Below are 15,665 nucleotides of genomic sequence, written 5' to 3'. Positions count from 1 at the left end.
TGTTTTCAGCCTCGCTCGCGCAGTTCCCGTCGCAGGATCTTGCCACTGGTCGTCCGGGGAAGAACAGGCAGGATCTCGACTACGCGCGGGTACTTGTACGCGGCGATGCGCTCGGCGCAGTGCGCGGCCAGTTCGGCGGGCTCCACCGAGGCGCCGGGCCGCAGACTCACGTACGCCTTCACGCTCTCCCCGCGGTACGGGTCGGGTACCCCGACGACGGCCGCCTCGCGGACGGCGGGGTGGGTGTAGAGGACGTCCTCCACCTCGCGCGGCCAGACCTTGAACCCGGCGGCGTTGATCATGTCCTTCTTCCGGTCGACGACGTAGAGCCAGCCGTCGGGGTCCATGAAGCCGACGTCCCCGGTGCGCAGTTCGCCGTCCGGGAAGGTCTTCGCGCTCTCCTCGGGCAACCCCCAGTAGCCGGGCACGACCTGGGGCCCGCGGACGGCTATCTCACCGGTCTCGCCGAAGGGGACCTCGGCGCCCCGCTCGTCGAGGATCCGTACGAGGGTCTGCGCGCCGGGGACACCGACCGAGAGGGTGCCGGAGGCGGGGTCGACCGGGGCTTCGAGGTGGGCGGGGACCGAGGCGCACGGGGCGGTGCACTCGGTGAGGCCGTAGCCGTTGCGCAGGTGGAAGCCGAAGGCGGTGCGCAGCCGCGCGACGAGCGCGGGCGGGAGCGGTGCGCCGCCGGAGGAGACCACCTGGAAGGAGGCGAAGTGGTCGCGGGTGGCCGCGGGGTGGGCGGCGAGCGCGATGAAGGCCGTGGCCGGGCCGATGGTGTAGGCGGGGCGGTGTTCGAGGAAGGCGTCCAGGACGGTCCCGGCGTCGAAGCGGTGGGCGAGGACGAGGGTGCCGGCGTTGGTGAAACAGGCGGCGAGCTCGCAGACCATGCCGGTGATGTGGAAGAGCGGGGCGAGGGCGAAGTAGCCGGCGCCCTCGGGGAGGGGGTGCCCGGTGACCTGGCGGGTGGCGTTGTAGGTGAGCGCGCCGTGCGGGTTCATCGCGCCCTTGGGGGTGCCGGAGGTACCGGAGGTGTAGCTGATGAGGGCGGTGTCGGCGGCCGTGAGGTGCGGGTCGGGCGGCGCCGGGTGGCCCCGGCGGGCCGTGGTGGCGAGGTCGGCGGGGGTGGGGGCGTCCCCCTCGCGCGGGGAGGCGGGGGCGGGGACCGCGGGGTGCGGGGGCTCGGCCCGCGCGTGCCGCTCGGGCAGGACCCGGGGGTCGTCGCGGGTCTGGAAGTCCCGGTCGCGGGCGGTCAGGACGGTCCGTACTCCCGTCCCGCGCACGGACTCCCGCAGGTACGCCGGCCAGGCCCGCTCCTCGCAGACCAGCGCGGCGGCGCCGGAGTCGCGCAGGGCCCGGCGGACCTCGGCGGACTTGTACATCGGGTTGAGCGGGACGACCACCGCCCCGGCCTTCCAGGCGGCCAGCACGGCGAGCACGAAGTGCGGGGTGTTCTGCAGCATGACGGCGACCCGGTCGCCCCGGCCGACGCCCCGCGCGGCCAGGTGCCCGGCGAGGGAGTCGGAGAGGGCGTCGGCCTGCGCGTAGGAGATCCTGCCGTCGAAGTACGCGAGGGCCGGATGGCCGGGGGCGCGGGCGACGGCCGCCCGGAACGCGTGCAGCACGCTGGGCGGCGGCGAGACGGCGGCCAGTTGGGCCGGACTCAGCTGCCGCAACCAGGGGCGGGCGGCGTACCGGGAGCCGGGGGCGGCGTCGGCGGGCGGGACGACGTCCGCGGGGGCGGCGTCGGGGGCCGGCAAGCCGGGCTCGGCCTCGGCCTCGGAGGTCGGGGCGGCGGCGTGGGCCGGGGTCACGAGGACTCCCACTTCTGCTGGAGGTGGTTCATGCCGCTCAGCCAGCGGTCGGGTTCCGTGGCGCGCGCGGCGTAGTAGTCCGCCACCTCGGGGTGCGGGAGGATCAAGAACCGGCCCTTCTCCATACCGTCGAACAGTGCCTCCACGACCGCGTCGGGCTCGATCGCGGTCGGCGCCAGGACCAGCTCGCCCGCCGACCCGGCGGCTGTCAGCATGTCGGTGCGCACCCCTTGCGGACAGATGGCGTGGACCCGCACGCCCCGGTGGCGGTAGGTCAGCGAGAGCCATTCCGCGAAGGCGAGGGCGCCGTGCTTGGTGACACTGTACGGCGCCGCTCCGATCATGGTCAGCAGACCGGCGGCCGAGACGGTGGACACGAAACGGCCGCCGCCCCGCTCCAGCCAGTCGGGCAGCAGGGTCCGGGCGGCGCGCACGTGGGCCATGACGTTGGTGTCCCAGGCGGCTTCCCAGACGGCTTCGTCCGCGAAGGCGTCACCGCCCGAGGCGAGGCCGGCGTTGGCGCAGTACACGTCCACGGCGCCGCCCAGGGCTTCCCGGGCCTCGGCCACGACCGTCGAGGCGTCGCCGGGCACGGCGACGGCCCGGGATCCGATCGCGGCCGCCACGGAGGCGGCCTTGGCGGGGTCGAGGTCGTTGACGACGACGGTCGCCCCCTCGGCGGCGAACCGGTGCGCGAGTGCCGCTCCGATGCCGCCGCCCGCGCCGGTGACGACGACTCGCTGTTCCTGGTACGCGCTCACGGGGGTCACCTTTCGTCGCTGCCCTGGGGGCCGGTCCCGGGCAGACTAACCAGTCGGTATGCCCGGCCGGAAGGGTGCGACGCCCATCGGGTCGCTCGGGCGCCCCGTCGACGCGCGCGGCCGCGACACCGGACGGCGTGGGTCGGGCAGGATCCGAAAGGCAGGGCCTAGCGTGGCGGGATGACGCTGTCACGACGCGGGATGCTGGGACTGGCGGGAGCCGTGGGGACCCTGGGGGCGGGCGCGGGGCCCGCCTCGGCCACGGGACCCGGGTCGGAGCGGGTGCGTACGGGGTTCGAGCGGCTCGCCGCCGACGGGTACGCGGCACTGGCCGGCCTGCGGGTCGGGGTGGTCACCAATCCCACCGGGATCACCGCGGACGCCCGTCACCTGGTCGACGTACTGCACGCGGACGAACGGGTCGACCTGGTCGCGGTGTTCGGGCCGGAGCACGGCTTCCGGGGCACGGCGCAGGCCGGTGGCTCGGAGGGGGCGGGGCGCGATCCCGCGACGGGGCTGCCCGTGTACGACACGTACGCCACCAGCGGGCAGCGGCTCGCGGACCTGTTCACGAAGGCGGGCATCGACACGGTCGTCTTCGACATCCAGGACGTCGGGGCGCGGTTCTACACCTACGTCTGGACCCTCTACGACTGCATGCGCGCGGCCGCCCTGGCGGGCAAGTCGGTGGTGGTGCTGGACCGGCCGAACCCGGTCGGCGGTCGGCGGGCGGCCGGACCGGTGCTGGAACGGCCGTACGCGAGCTTCGTGGGCCGGGAGCCGATCGCGCTCGCGCACGGGATGACCGCGGCCGAACTGGCTCTGCTGTTCAACGGCGAGTTCCTGAGCGGTACGGCCTTCCCGCAAGGGCCGGTGCGGCTGCTGACCGTACGGATGGCCGGGTGGCGGCGGGAGTCGTTCTTCGGGGCGACCGGGCTGCCCTGGGTGCCGCCGAGCCCGAACGTGCCGACCCCCGACACGGCGCTGGCGTACGCGGGGACCTGCCTGTTCGAGGGGACCAACCTGTCGGAGGGCCGGGGCACCACCACCCCCTTCGAGGTGGTGGGCGCGGAGGGCGTCGACCGGCGGTGGGCCGAGGCGGCGAACGGCCTGGAGCTGCCCGGGGTGTGGTTCCGGGAGACCTGGTTCACCCCGTCCTTCTCCAAGCACTCCGGGAAGGTATGCGGCGGGGTCCGGCTGATCGTGCACGACCGGGACGCCTTCGATCCGGTGCGGACCGGGATCGGTCTGTTGGTCACCGCGCGCCGGGTGTGCTCCGGGTTCGCGTGGCGCTCCGACCACTGGATCGACAAGCTGACCGGGTCGGACCGGGTTCGCACGATGGTGGACGCCGGGGCGGGGGTGCAGGAGATCGTGGACGACTGGTCGGCCGGACTGGCGCGCTTCGCGGCGGTACGGGAGAAGTACCTGCTCTACCCCTGACCCCCGGGCGGCCCCGCCCCCGATCCGGGACGTCGCGGGGCTGGTCGGGCGGCCCGCGCGGCGGGATGCTGCGAGCAGCACCACAGGCGCGGCGCGGAGGGGGGACCTCATGGCGGGTGGACGGCCGGGCGGATCCGGGACCACGGGCACGGGCGGGGCGGGGCCGGGGCCCCGGGCCGCGGCGCGGGGCTTCACCGGGGTGGGTGGCTGCACCAGGGTGGGGGTGGGGGTCGGGGGCCGGGGCCCGGCGGGCGTCGCGGGCGGTGGCGCGGTCGCGGCGGGGATCGGGGTCGGCCCGTACCGGGAGCTGACCATCGACGCGCAGGGCGACGTGGACCCGGCGGCCCGGGAGACGGTGGCCCGGATCGAGGCCACGGACCTGCTGGTCTTCGCGCACGGCTGGAACAGCGACCGCTCGACGGCGACCCGGCTCTACGACCGCTTCTTCGCCCCCTTCCCCGAGCTGGTGGGGACGGGCGTGCGGCTCGGGTACGTGGGCGTCGTCTGGCCGTCGATCCGGTTCTCCGACGAGCCGATACCCGACTTCGAGGCACGCGGCGCGGCGGCACCGCCGGGCTCCGGAACGGCCCTGGACCCCGATACGCGGCGGGCCCTCGCGGAGTTCTGGCCGTGCCGCGACGCGGAACTCGACCGGATCGCCGAGCTGTTGGAGGACCGCCCCGACTCGGCGGCGGCCCTCGTCGAGTTCGGGGCGCTCGTACGGGAGCTGCTGCGGGCCGACCGGGTCGGCACGCCCGTCAACCTGTTGGGCCCGATGCCGGCCCCGACCCCGACGCCCGCCGGGCCGGGCGGCAGGGTCGCGCGGCACGACGTACCGGCCATTTTCGCCGAGGACGTCCTCGCGGTCTGTCGGACCCTCGCGCACGCGCTGGAGCAGGTCGAAGGCTCACGGGACGCCGGCACGGACGCGGGGCCCGTACCTCCCGGGGCGCCGGGCCTCGCGCTCGGGGGCGGGCCGCGGACCCTGTGGGACGGGGCCAAGGAACTGCTGCGGCAGGCTACGTACTACGAGATGAAGAAGCGGGCCGGGGTGGTCGGCGAACGCGGACTCGGCCCGGTCCTGACGGACCTGGCCGGACGCCGGCCCGCCCTGCGGATCCACCTCATCGGCCACAGCTTCGGCGCCCGCGTGGTGTCCTTCGCGTTGCGGGCCCTGCCCGACGGGGTGGGGAACCCGAAGTCGTTGACGCTGCTCCAAGGGGCCTTCTCCCACTACGCCTTCAGCGAGCGGCTCCCCCACGATCCGCGGCGCGGCGGTGCCCTGCGCGGGCTCCAGCGCCGGGTGGACGGGCCGGTCGTGGCCTGCCACTCCGCGCACGATTCCTCGCTCGGGGTGTTCTATCCGCTGGCGTCCCGGATGGCGGGGGATTCGGCCGGACTCCTCGGTTTCGACGAGCGGTGGGGCGCGATCGGGCACGACGGGGTGCGGGCCGTGCCGGGCGCGCCCCGGCTCGACCTCGCCGCCGCGTTGCGCGACGGGCTGCCGCGGACCGGCTGCGTCAGCGTCGACGCGGGCTCGGTGGTCCGCCGGGGCGGGGCTCCGTCGGGGGCGCACAGTGACATCTGCCACGAGGAACTGGCCCGGCTCGTGGTGTCCGCGGGGCGCATGGGGCGCTGAGTTCCGGCCATGTGCCACCCACACGCCTCGACCGCCCCCGCATGCGCCCACATCCGGCCGGGCATGTTGGGCACGTCGGGGCGGGCTGCTTCGTTCGACGGAGTGGCACGGGCACAGGTGTGGGGGGACGGCGGAGGTGAAGGTGCGATGGCGGGTTTTCGAAGTCTGGCCTATCAGGTGCGCGACGCGCGCAACGACCGGGCCCTGCGGCGCCATTCGCTGCGCCGCTGCCTGGAACGGTTCGCCCCGTACGGGCACCGTGCGACGTGGTGGCACCTGTGCGACCGGCACGGGATCGCCCCCGAGGACCGGGGTGCCGACCCCCTGCGGCTGGTCGCGGCGCTGGAGGAACTGGAAGAGGCGCGGGCGGTCTGGCTGGAGTACGAGAGGCAGTTCGCGGCGCGACGCAGACGTGAGAAGCACGACGGGGTGCGTCGCCCGGAGTGGGCCTGGGGCGCCAACGGGGACGCGGTGGTGCGCTGCGCCGACCCGGGGGTCCGGCCGGAGGGAACGCTGGGCGAGGTGCTGCGGCGGCTGGTGACGGTGCTGGAATCGGAACCGGGCACCTCGTGTCCGGTGTGCGGCGAGGAGGAGCTGCGCTGGCCGGCCGCGCCGGCCGGACACGGCGACTGGACCGGGACGTGGGCGTGGGACGGGCCGGTGTGCGGGGGCTGCGGGATCGTGGTTCCCAGACCGGCCCTGACCTACGCGGCGGTGGTGCATCCGGCCGCGGTGGACGCGGCATGAGCGGGACGGGCGCGGGGTCGGAGTCGGGCGCGGGGTCGGGCGCGGGGTCGGCCGGCCGGGGCGGGCGGCTCCAGGTCGGGCTCAACGGTTCGCGGGGCGCCTCCGACGGGGCGGCCGTACCGATGTCCCCGCAGGCGCTCGCGGAGTCGGCGCTGGCCGCGGTCGCCGCCGGGGCCGGCGAGGTACTGGTGCACCCGCGGACCCCTTGCGGCCGGGAGAGCCTCTCGCCCCGGGTGGTCGGGCCCCTGCTGGAGGAGTTGCGCGGCGCGGGGGTCCGCGTACCCCTGGCGGTGCCCGCTTCCATCACGGCGGAGCCGGATCCGGCGGCACGCCGGGAGCGGGTGCGGGACTGGTCGGTGCTGCCGGACCGGGCGACGGTGTCCTTCGCGGAACCCGGTGCTTGCGAGCTGGGCCTCGCCCTGCTGGCGCGCGGGGTGGCGGTCGACGCGGTGGTGCCGCTGGGCGGTGGGGCCGGGCCTGAGCCACTGGCCCGGTTCCTGGCCTGGGCCCCGGCCGACCACAGGCGGGTGCGGCTGGTGGCGGAGCTGGCGCGGGCCGATCCCGCACTGGTGGCGGGGCTGCGGTGGCTGCCTCCCGTGCCCGTGGTGCTGTACGGGAGGGAGGGCGAGGCATGGCCTGTGTTGCGGCTGGCCTCCCGGTGCGGCGCCGGTGCGCGGATCGGCGTAGGGGAGGTCCTTCACCTGCCGGACGGCCGGCCCGCCCGGTCGAACGCCGAACTGGTGGCTGCCGCCATGGAGATCACCGCCGGGACCGTTCCGGCGGGGGCTTAGGGACTGTCGTCGAACTCCCGTCGTCGCCCGGGGGGCGGCCTCGCGGGGCAGACGGGAGTTCGACGACAGGCCCGAGGAGCCGGCGGCCTGCGGGCGGTGATTCCCGGCCCGGGTGGGGGCGGTGTCAGTACGCGAGCCTGGAGCCGGCCATGCGGTCGCCGAAGACGTCGTCCGGGTTCGACAGCGCGCAGGTCTTCATGGAGAGGCAGCCGCAGCCGATGCAGTCCGTCAACCGGTCGCGCAGGTCGCTGAGTTGTGCGATGCGCTGGTCGAGTTCGGAACGCCAGGCCTCCGACAGGAGGGCCCAGTCCTCACGGTTCGGCGTGCGCCCTTCCGGCAGTTGGGACAGCGCCTCGCCGATGTCGGCGAGCGGGATGCCCACGCGCTGCGCGGCGCGCACGAACGCGACCCGGCGCAGCGCGTCACGGGTGTAGCGGCGCTGGTTGCCGGAGGTGCGCCGACTGCTGATCAGGCCCTTGGTCTCGTAGAAGTGGAGCGCCGAGACGGCGACTCCGCTGCGCGCGGACAGCTGACCGACGGTGAGTTCGTGGACCTTCTCGGGAATCTGCGGCACCCTGCCGAGCCTAGCCGGAGGCGCGTTGACATTCACACACGCGGCGCAGCATGCTGAGCAAGCGCTTATTCGTCTGGGCGTGCAGGTGGGCGCGCGGGAAGAGCGCGCGCAGACATCGACAGACAGGGGCAGGGCATGGCCGGACCGAGGATCTTCACATCCGCCGAGGAACTGCGCGCCGGCATCGGCGAGCCGCTCGGCCCGAGCGGGTGGTTGGAGGTGGACCAGAAGCGGATCGACCTGTTCGCGGACGCGACCGGTGACCACCAGTGGATCCACGTCGACCCCGAACGGGCGGCTTCCGGACCGTTCGGTTCGACGATCGCGCACGGCTACCTGACGTTGTCGCTGCTGCCGAGCCTGGTGCCGCAGATCATGCTGGTCGAGGGCATGCGCATGGGCATCAACTACGGCGTGGACAAGGTCCGCTTCCCCGCTCCCGTGCCGGTCGGTTCGCGGCTGCGCGCCACCGCGCTGATCACCTCGGTGACCGAGGTGGGCGAAGGTGTGCAGGTGGCGGCGACGGTGACCGTGGAGCGCGAGGGCGCCGAGAAGCCGGTGTGCGTGGCGGAGTCGGTGTCGCGCTACTACTTCTGAGCGGGTGGGGCCGTCCCGGCGGACGTCGCGCCCACCATGCGGAGCACGAGGTCGGCGTAGAGCGCGCCGACCTCGTCGGGCGTGCGCGGTCCGGCCGCGCTGAACCAGCGGGCCACGTCGATGCACAGCGACAGCACCGCGAGGGTGGTGCCCGGGACGTCCGGGACCGCGAACTCCCCCGCCCTGACACCGTCGGCGATGATGCGCCGCACGGCCGCGTCGGTCTGCCGGCGCAGGGCCACGATCTCGGAGCGGTGCTCCGGCGCGAGGGCGTCGAGCTCGTACTGGACGACGCGGGCGGTGGTGTGGTGCGCCGCGTGCCAACCCACGAAGGACCGCACTGCGCCGTCGAGCCGATCGGCGGCGGTGCCCGGACCGCACGCGGCGGTCTCCAGGATCTCCAGCGCCTTGTCGTGACCGATGCGACTGATCCGGTGGAGCAGTTCTTCCTTGGTCTTGTAGTGGATGTAGAGCGCGGCCGGACTCATCCCGGCCCGGCCGGCGATGTCCCGGGTGGTGGTCGCGTGGTATCCGCGCTCGGCGAAGGCCTCCACGGCGGCGACGAGCAGCCGCCGCGCGGCGTCGGGGGTGACCTCCGACCACGGCTGGTATCCGCCGGTTTCCGCCGCGCTCCGCATGGCCCGTCCACCTCTTCCGCTTGTAGGAAGGAACACCTTACCGGAGGGTGAGCAAGCGCTTAGCGCTCCGGGCGGGCCGGGTGGTCGGGTCGCATCGGGCTGGGCGCGTCCCGGGGTGCTCCGGGGGCGCGCTCAACGGTCCTGGGCGGGGGGCTTCGGCGCGAAGGGGTCGTAGCCCGTCATGATCTTCTCCATCCGGGCCTGGTCGACGCGGGTGACGATCTGCGTCACCTCCTGGCGGTCCCTGATCACCTTGGCGAGGGTGAACGCCGAGGTGGTGAGGTAGAGCACCGCGATGCCGAGGAAGGCGCGGACCCAGCCGTCCGCGTCCATGTTGTAGATCCCGAGCGCCACGGCGGCGATGGCGACGCCGAAGGAGGCGACGGCCTGGCCGTAGTAGGCCCCCGTGTTCTGCTGCTTGACCGGTGTCTCGTTCATGGGTCCAGCATCGGCGGCGGCGGCCGGGCGCACATGGGCGCACGTACTCAGCTACGTACTCAGAACGCGGAGACCCCCGTGCGGGCGCGGCCGATCAGCAGCTTCTGGATCTGGCTGGTGCCCTCGTAGAGGGTCATCACGCGGGCGTCGCGCAGCAGTTTGCCGACGGGGTACTCGTCGATGTAGCCGTAGCCGCCGTGCACCTGGAGGGCGTTGCCCGCGGCGCGCACGGCGGCTTCCGAGGCGAAGAGCTTGGCGGTGGAGGACTCGGTGGCGAAGGGTTGCCCGCGGTCGATGAGGTCGGCGACCCGCCAGGTCAGGAGCCGGGCGGCGTCGACGTCGACCGAGATGTCGGCGATGAGTTCCTGGACGAGCTGGTGGTGGGCGATCGGCCTGCCGAACTGCTCGCGCCCGGCGGCGTACGAGACGGCCGCCTCCAGCGCCGCCTGGGCGATGCCGACGCAGCCGGCGGCGACCGACATGCGTCCCTTGGCCAGGGCGGACATCGCGACGGAGAAGCCCTTGCCCTCGGGGCCGAGCATGGCGGAGGCGGGCACGCGGACCGCGTCGAGGACGAGTTCGGCGGTGGCCTGGCCGCGCAGGCCTAGTTTCCCGTGCACCTCGCGGCGGGTGAGCCCGGGGGCGTCGGCGGGCACGAGGAAGGCGGAGATCCCGCGATGGCCGGGGGTGTCGTTCGTGCGGGCGAAGAGCAGGACGACGTCGGCCCAGGTGCCGTTGGTGATGAACATCTTGCTGCCGCTGACGACGTACGAGTCACCCTCGCGCACGGCCCGGGTGGTGAGGTTGCCCGCGTCGGAGCCGGTGCCGGGCTCCGTCAGGCCGAAGCAGCCGAGTGCGTCGCCGGAGCACAGGCGGGGCAGCCAGTCCCGCTTCTGCTCCTCGTCGCCCCAGGCCGCGATGGTCTTGGCGACGAGGCCGAGGGAGACGGAGACGATGCCGCGCACGGCGGAGTCGCCGCGACCGAGTTCCTCGGTGACCAGGACGTAGGACAGGTGGTCCCCGCCGGAGCCCCCGTATTCCTCGGGCACCGTCATACCGAGGAACCCGAGGTCGCCGAGCTTCTTCACGATGCCCCGGTCCACGCTCTCGGCCCGGTCCCACGCGGCGGCGTACGGAACGATCTCGCGCTCGGTGAACGCGCGGGCCAGCCGGCGTACGGCGCTCTGTTCCTCGCTCGGCTCCAGGTTCACCGGGCACCTCCGGGGCGTCTCGACCGGCCTTTAACTAGCACCGGTAGTTTATGGCGGGCAGGCCCTACTATGTGGCGCATGGCCAGACCGCGCAAGCCCCTCCTCAGCCGGGACCGCATCGTCGAGGCGGCGGGTGCGCTGGTGGACGCGGAGGGCCTGGAGGCCTTGTCGACACGCCGGCTCGCCGCCGCCCTCGGGGTCAGCGGGCCGTCCCTGTACAACCACTTCCGCACGAAGGACGAGATCCTGGAGGCGGTCGCGGACGCGGTGAGCGCGCGGGTCGACCTGTCGATGTTCGAGGACTGCCGGGACTGGCGGCGGGCGCTGCGCGCCTGGGCCCACTCGTACCGCGACGCCCTGTCGGACCATCCGAACATCGTGCCGGTCCTGGCCCGGGGGCCGGGTCGACGCCCGGCGGGGCTGCGGCTGGCGGACTCGGTGTTCGGCGCGATGACGGAGGCCGGGTGGCCCCCGGCTCACGCGACCCGGATCGGCGCGCTGATGCGGTACTTCATCCTGGGCTCGGCGGTGGCCTCCTTCGCCGGCGGTTTCGTCGACGACGAGACGGCCTACGACCCGGCGGACTACCCCCACCTGGGCCAGGCGCACCTATTGGCGGAGCGGCACCGCGAAGTCGACGACGGCGCCTTCGAGACGGGCCTGGCCGCACTCCTCGACGGCCTGGCCCTCCAGTTCGAAGCCCTCCCGCCCGACCCCGCCTGACCTCCGCCCGGTCCCGGTGGGGCGGAGGTCGCGGCGCGGGCAGGGGTAGGGGCCCGACCCGATATGGGCCCCGGTACGGGCCCCGGTACGGGCCCCGGCACGGGCCCCGGCACGGGCCCCGGCACGGGCCCCGGCACGGGCCCCGGCACGGGTCAGAAGACGACCAGCGAGCGGCCTCCCTTGCCCGCGAGCATCGCGTCGAACGCGGCCGGGATGCCGTCGAGGGTGATGCGGTCGGTGACGAGGCTCCCGAGGTCGAGGCGGCCCGCACGGACGTGGTCGGCGATCACCGGGAGGTCGCGGGCGGGGTCGCTGTTGCCGTAGACGCAGCCGCTGAGCGTGCGCGCGAAGTGGAAGATCTCCAGCGCGTGGAAGGTGACCTGCTGCTCCTTGCCGCCGATGCCGACGACCGTCGTCCGGCCGCCCCGCCGCGTCGAATCCCAGGCGGCGCGGATGGACTCCGCGCGGCCCACGCACTCGATGGCGACGTCCGCGCCCCGCCCGCCTGTGACCGCGCGGACCTCCTTGGCCGTGGTGTCCGAGGCGAGCACGAACTCGGTGGCTCCGGCGGCCCGGGCGAGCTCCTCCTTGGCCGGGGAGACGTCCACGGCGACGATGGGGCCCGCCTGACCGATCCGGGCCGCCTGGAGCGCGGCCAGGCCGACCCCGCCGACCCCGAACACGACCACCGATTCGCCCGGGAAGACCTGCGCGCTGTGGTGGACGGCGCCGTAGCCGGTGAGGACGGCGCAGCCGAGGAGGGCGGCCTCGGTGAGCGGGATCCCGGCGGGCGCGGGCAGCACGCAGTTCGCCGCGACGACGGTCTCCTCGGCGAAGGCGGCGACGTTGAGCCCGGGGTGCAGCTCGGTCCCCTCGGCGTCATGGGCGTGAACGGCCCCGACGCCCGTCAGCGCCTTGGCGCAGAGCCAGACCTCGCCGATCCGGCAGTGGTGGCACTCCCCGCAGGACGGCGCCCAGTTGAGGACCACCCCGTCCCCCGGGGCGACGTGGGTGACGCCCTCGCCGACGGCGAGGACCGTCCCCGCGCCCTCGTGCCCGAGCACGGCCGGAACGGGCACCCGCATGGTGCCGTTGGTGAGGGAGAGGTCGGAGTGGCAGACGCCGGCTGCGGCGAGCCGCACCCGGACCTGGCCGGGGCCGGGCTCGGGCAGCACGATCTCCCGTATCTCCAGCGGGGCTCCGACGGCGGGCAGGACGGCGGCGCGGACCATGATCTTTTCTCCGTCTCGGGCGGTCAGAACTGCAGGGACTTGGTCTGGAGGTACTCCCCCAGGCCGTGCGGGCCCAGTTCGCGGCCGACACCCGACTGCTTGTACCCGCCGAAGGGCGCGCGCACGTTGAAGCGGCCCCCGTTGATGTCCACCTGTCCGGTGTCCATGCGGCGGGCGAACGCCACGGCCGTCTCCTCGTCGGCGGCCCACACCGCGCCGCCCAGGCCGTAGACGGTGCCGTTGGCGATGCGCAGGGCATCGTCCTCGTCCTCGTAGGGGAGGATCGCCAGGACGGGGCCGAAGATCTCCTCCTGGGCGATGGTCATCCCGGGGGTGACGTCCGCGAAGACCGTCGGGGCGACGAAGTACCCCTGCGCATGGGGGCTGTCGAGGCCGCCCGCGACGAGGCGCGCGCCTTCCTCGACGCCCTTTGCGATGTACGCGCGGACGCGGTCGCGCTGGGTGGCGTTGACGACCGGGCCGAGTCGGGTGCCCGGGTCGCGGGGGTCCCCGGACGGGTACTTGGCGACGGCGGCGGCCGCGAGGGTGACGGCCTCCTCGTGCTGGTCCCGGTGGACGAGCATGCGCGTGAGGGCGTTGCAGCTCTGACCGGAGTTGTTCATGACGTGGCCGACGCCCACCGAGACGGCCTTGGCGAGGTCCGCCCCGGGCAGGATGACATTGGCCGATTTGCCGCCCAGTTCGAGGGCGACGCGCTTGATGGCGGCGCCGGCTATGGCGCCGATCTTCTTCCCGACGGCGGTCGAGCCGGTGAAGGAGACGAGGTCGACCCCTTCGTGTTCGGCCAGGGCCTGCCCGGCGACCGGACCGGTTCCGGTCACCAGGTTGAAGACCCCGGCCGGGATGCCCGCCTCGTGCACGGCTTCGGCGAAGAGCTGTGCGGTCAGCGGGGTGTCCTCGGCGGGCTTGAGGACGACGGTGCAGCCGGCGGCGAGTGCGGGTGCCACCTTGGCAACGATCTGGTGCAGCGGGTAGTTCCAGGGCGTGATCGCCCCGACCACACCGACCGGCTCCAGCAGCACGGTGGAGTTCCCGATCCGCTCCTCGAAGCCGTACGAGGCCCCCAGCTCGGCGTACGAGCCGGCCACCGCGATCGGCGACCCGACGTGCACCGCTTCCGCGAAGCCGAGCGGGGAACCGAGCTCGGCGGTGACCGTCTCGGCCATCTCGCCCTTCCGGGCGGCCAGGACGTCACGCAGGGCGCCGATCAGGGCCGCCCGGTCGGCCGGGGCGGTGGCCGCCCAGCCGGGGAAGGCCGCGCGGGCGGCCCGTACGGCCGCGTCCACGTCCTCGGCGCTGCCGGCCGGGACCTCGGCGATGACCTGCTCGTCCGCCGGGTTGACGACCTCGATCCGGCCGGCGCCGACTGCGGGCACCCACGCCCCGCCGATGTACATCCCGTCGTGGGCCTTCATGTCATTCCTCCCGAGCACGCACGAGCGCGTAGACCTGACGTCACCAACACCCTACAAACTAGCGTCGGTAGTTTTCCGGGCGCCAGGGGTGGCCGGGATCAGATGATGCCGAAAAGCATCCCCGCCGCGAGAACCACGAGGGAGGTGAGGGCCGCCCATTTCACGGTGAAGCGGGTGTGGTCACCGAACTCGACCTTGGCCATGCCGACGAGCACGTAGACGGCCGGAACCAGCGGGCTGGACATGTGGAGGGCCTGGCCGACCAGGGAGGCGCGGGCGATCTCCAGCGGGGACACCCCGTGGGCGGCGCCCGCCTCGGCGAGCACCGGCAGGACGCCGAAGTAGAAGCCGTCGTTCGACATGAAGTAGGTGAGGGGCAGGCTGAGCAGTCCGGTGACCAGGGCCATGTGCGGCCCCATGCCCTCGGGGATGGCACCGACCAACCAGTCGGCCATGTCCTTGACCATGCCCGTACCGGTGAGGACCCCGGTGAAGACGGCGGCGGCGAAGACCATGCCCGCCACGTTCAGCACGTTCTCGGCATGCGCGGCGATCCGGGCCTTCTGGTCGGGCATGTGCGGGAAGTTCACGGTGAGCGCGAGGGCGGCGCCGAGCAGGAAGAGCACCGGGATCGGCAGCAGCTCCATGATCATGGCTGTCAGCAGGGCGACCGTCAGTCCCGCGTTGAACCAGTACAGGCGGGGGCGCAGCGTCGGGCGGTGGGGGTCGAGTCCCTGGAAGCCGTCCGCGTCCGGCGGGACGTCGGTCGGGGCGGAGCCTGTCGGCTGACCGGTACTCGCGGTCCGGTCGGCCTCGGCTCCGTCGGATCCGTGTACGCCGCCGGAGGCCGGGGGGACGGTGCGGGCGTCGGAGGCGTCGGCGGCGCCGCCGGTACGGACGCCGGCCGGAACCAGTACCTCCGTACCGGCCTCATCAGCGCTCTCCTCACCCTCCCCGCCGGGCATCACCAGGGACCCGACCCGGCGGCGCTCCTTGATGCCCAGGACGTAGGCCAGGGCGAAGACGAAGAGCAGGCCGACGGCGAGTGCGGGGATCATCGGGACGAAGATGTCGCCGGCGTCGAGCTTGAGGGCCGTGGCGGCGCGGGCCGTGGGGCCGCCCCAGGGAAGGGTGTTCATGACGCCGTTGGCGGTGGCGGCGACACCGGTCATGACCACCAGGCTCAGGCCGAGCCGCTTGTACAGCGGATACATGGCCGAGACCGTGATCATGAAGGTGGTCGAGCCGTCCCCGTCGAGCGAGACGATGGCGGCGAGCACGGCCGTGCCCACCACCACCCGCATCGGGTCGGCCTTGCAGAAGCGCAGGATGCCTCGCACGATCGGGTCGAAGAGGCCGACGTCGATCATCAGGCCGAAGTAGACGATGGCGAACATCAGCATCGCGGCGGTCGGCGCGAGTTTGCCGACCCCGTCGATGACGTAGTCCCCGAGGTGCGCGCCCTTTCCGGCGAACACGCAGAAGAGCGCGGGGATGAGCACGAGCGCCGCGATGGGCGACATTTTCTTCAGCATGATCAGGACCAGGAAGGTCGCGATCATGGCGAAGCCGAGGAAGGTCAGCATGCTGGGAACGTAGGTGCCCCCCGCTGCGCCCA

The 15,665-nt window shown here is 73.7% G+C and carries 15 protein-coding genes; 6 read left to right on the top strand and 9 right to left on the bottom strand.

Going from position 1 to position 15,665, the window contains the following annotated elements:
* Positions 1-5 precede the first annotated feature (5 nt).
* Together NOD94_RS12125 and NOD94_RS12120 are read right to left on the bottom strand one after the other, a co-directional pair.
* Positions 6-1,679 (bottom strand): AMP-binding protein, encoded by a 1,674-nt coding sequence (locus NOD94_RS12125; protein WP_281205893.1) that lies wholly within the window; start codon positions 1,677-1,679, stop codon positions 6-8.
* A 134-nt stretch (positions 1,680-1,813) separates the two neighbouring features.
* A complete protein-coding gene (locus NOD94_RS12120; RefSeq protein ID WP_281205852.1) occupies positions 1,814-2,587 on the bottom strand; it encodes an SDR family NAD(P)-dependent oxidoreductase in 774 nt (257 codons plus the stop codon).
* Positions 2,588-2,758: 171 nt separating this feature from the next.
* Between NOD94_RS12120 and NOD94_RS12115 the strand changes: the two genes are divergently transcribed.
* The 4 genes from NOD94_RS12115 to NOD94_RS12100 all read left to right on the top strand — a co-directional run bounded on the left by NOD94_RS12115 (position 2,759) and on the right by NOD94_RS12100 (position 7,198).
* Positions 2,759-4,021, top strand: coding sequence for a DUF1343 domain-containing protein (locus NOD94_RS12115; protein ID WP_281205851.1), 1,263 nt, complete (start codon positions 2,759-2,761; stop codon positions 4,019-4,021).
* Positions 4,022-4,244: 223 nt separating this feature from the next.
* Positions 4,245-5,660 (top strand): serine-threonine protein kinase, encoded by a 1,416-nt coding sequence (locus NOD94_RS12110; protein ID WP_281205850.1) that lies wholly within the window; start codon positions 4,245-4,247, stop codon positions 5,658-5,660.
* A gap of 147 nt (positions 5,661-5,807) precedes the next feature.
* Entirely contained in the window at positions 5,808-6,407 is a 600-nt protein-coding gene (locus tag NOD94_RS12105; protein WP_281205849.1) for a hypothetical protein, read from the top strand.
* Positions 6,404-7,198 (top strand): 3-keto-5-aminohexanoate cleavage protein, encoded by a 795-nt coding sequence (locus NOD94_RS12100; protein WP_281205848.1) that lies wholly within the window; start codon positions 6,404-6,406, stop codon positions 7,196-7,198. The genes NOD94_RS12105 and NOD94_RS12100 overlap by 4 nt, the downstream gene beginning before the upstream one ends.
* A 124-nt stretch (positions 7,199-7,322) precedes the next feature.
* Here the strand turns inward: NOD94_RS12100 and soxR are convergent, their stop codons facing one another.
* Positions 7,323-7,772, bottom strand: a complete 450-nt coding sequence (soxR, locus tag NOD94_RS12095) for a redox-sensitive transcriptional activator SoxR (RefSeq protein ID WP_281205847.1) — start codon at positions 7,770-7,772, stop codon at positions 7,323-7,325.
* 135 nt (positions 7,773-7,907) lie between these two features.
* Here soxR and NOD94_RS12090 point away from each other — a divergent pair, with 135 nt between their 5' ends.
* A complete protein-coding gene (locus NOD94_RS12090) occupies positions 7,908-8,369 on the top strand; it encodes a MaoC family dehydratase (RefSeq protein ID WP_281205846.1) in 462 nt (153 codons plus the stop codon).
* On the opposite strand, the gene NOD94_RS12085 is transcribed toward NOD94_RS12090, so the two are convergent.
* From NOD94_RS12085 to NOD94_RS12075, 3 genes are all read right to left on the bottom strand, one after another.
* Positions 8,360-9,007, bottom strand: a complete 648-nt coding sequence (locus NOD94_RS12085) for a TetR/AcrR family transcriptional regulator (RefSeq protein WP_281205845.1) — start codon at positions 9,005-9,007, stop codon at positions 8,360-8,362. The two genes, NOD94_RS12090 and NOD94_RS12085, sit on opposite strands and share 10 nt — an antisense overlap.
* Positions 9,008-9,139: 132 nt before the next feature.
* Positions 9,140-9,445, bottom strand: coding sequence for a YiaA/YiaB family inner membrane protein (locus NOD94_RS12080; protein WP_281205844.1), 306 nt, complete (start codon positions 9,443-9,445; stop codon positions 9,140-9,142).
* Between the two features lie 59 nt (positions 9,446-9,504).
* Entirely contained in the window at positions 9,505-10,656 is a 1,152-nt protein-coding gene (locus NOD94_RS12075) for an acyl-CoA dehydrogenase family protein (protein ID WP_281205843.1), read from the bottom strand.
* Between the two features lie 78 nt (positions 10,657-10,734).
* On the opposite strand from NOD94_RS12075, the gene NOD94_RS12070 reads away from it, so the two are divergent.
* Positions 10,735-11,379, top strand: coding sequence for a TetR/AcrR family transcriptional regulator C-terminal domain-containing protein (locus NOD94_RS12070; protein ID WP_281205842.1), 645 nt, complete (start codon positions 10,735-10,737; stop codon positions 11,377-11,379).
* 152 nt (positions 11,380-11,531) lie between these two features.
* Here the strand turns inward: NOD94_RS12070 and NOD94_RS12065 are convergent, their stop codons facing one another.
* From NOD94_RS12065 to NOD94_RS12055, 3 genes are all read right to left on the bottom strand, one after another.
* Complete coding sequence (locus NOD94_RS12065; protein ID WP_281205841.1) at positions 11,532-12,611, bottom strand: zinc-binding dehydrogenase; 1,080 nt, start codon at positions 12,609-12,611, stop codon at positions 11,532-11,534.
* Positions 12,612-12,634: 23 nt separating this feature from the next.
* Positions 12,635-14,047, bottom strand: a complete 1,413-nt coding sequence (locus NOD94_RS12060) for an aldehyde dehydrogenase family protein (RefSeq protein ID WP_281205840.1) — start codon at positions 14,045-14,047, stop codon at positions 12,635-12,637.
* A gap of 98 nt (positions 14,048-14,145) precedes the next feature.
* Positions 14,146-15,633 carry a citrate:proton symporter gene (locus NOD94_RS12055; protein WP_281205839.1) on the bottom strand — a complete coding sequence of 496 codons (1,488 nt, stop codon included), beginning with the start codon at positions 15,631-15,633 and terminating at the stop codon, positions 14,146-14,148.
* Positions 15,634-15,665 lie beyond the last annotated feature (32 nt).

It is taken from the genome of Streptomyces sp. Isolate_45, from assembly GCF_024721315.2.
Classification (GTDB): Bacteria; Actinomycetota; Actinomycetes; order Streptomycetales; family Streptomycetaceae; genus Streptomyces.
This window is presented reverse-complemented; position numbering and strand designations above follow the sequence as displayed.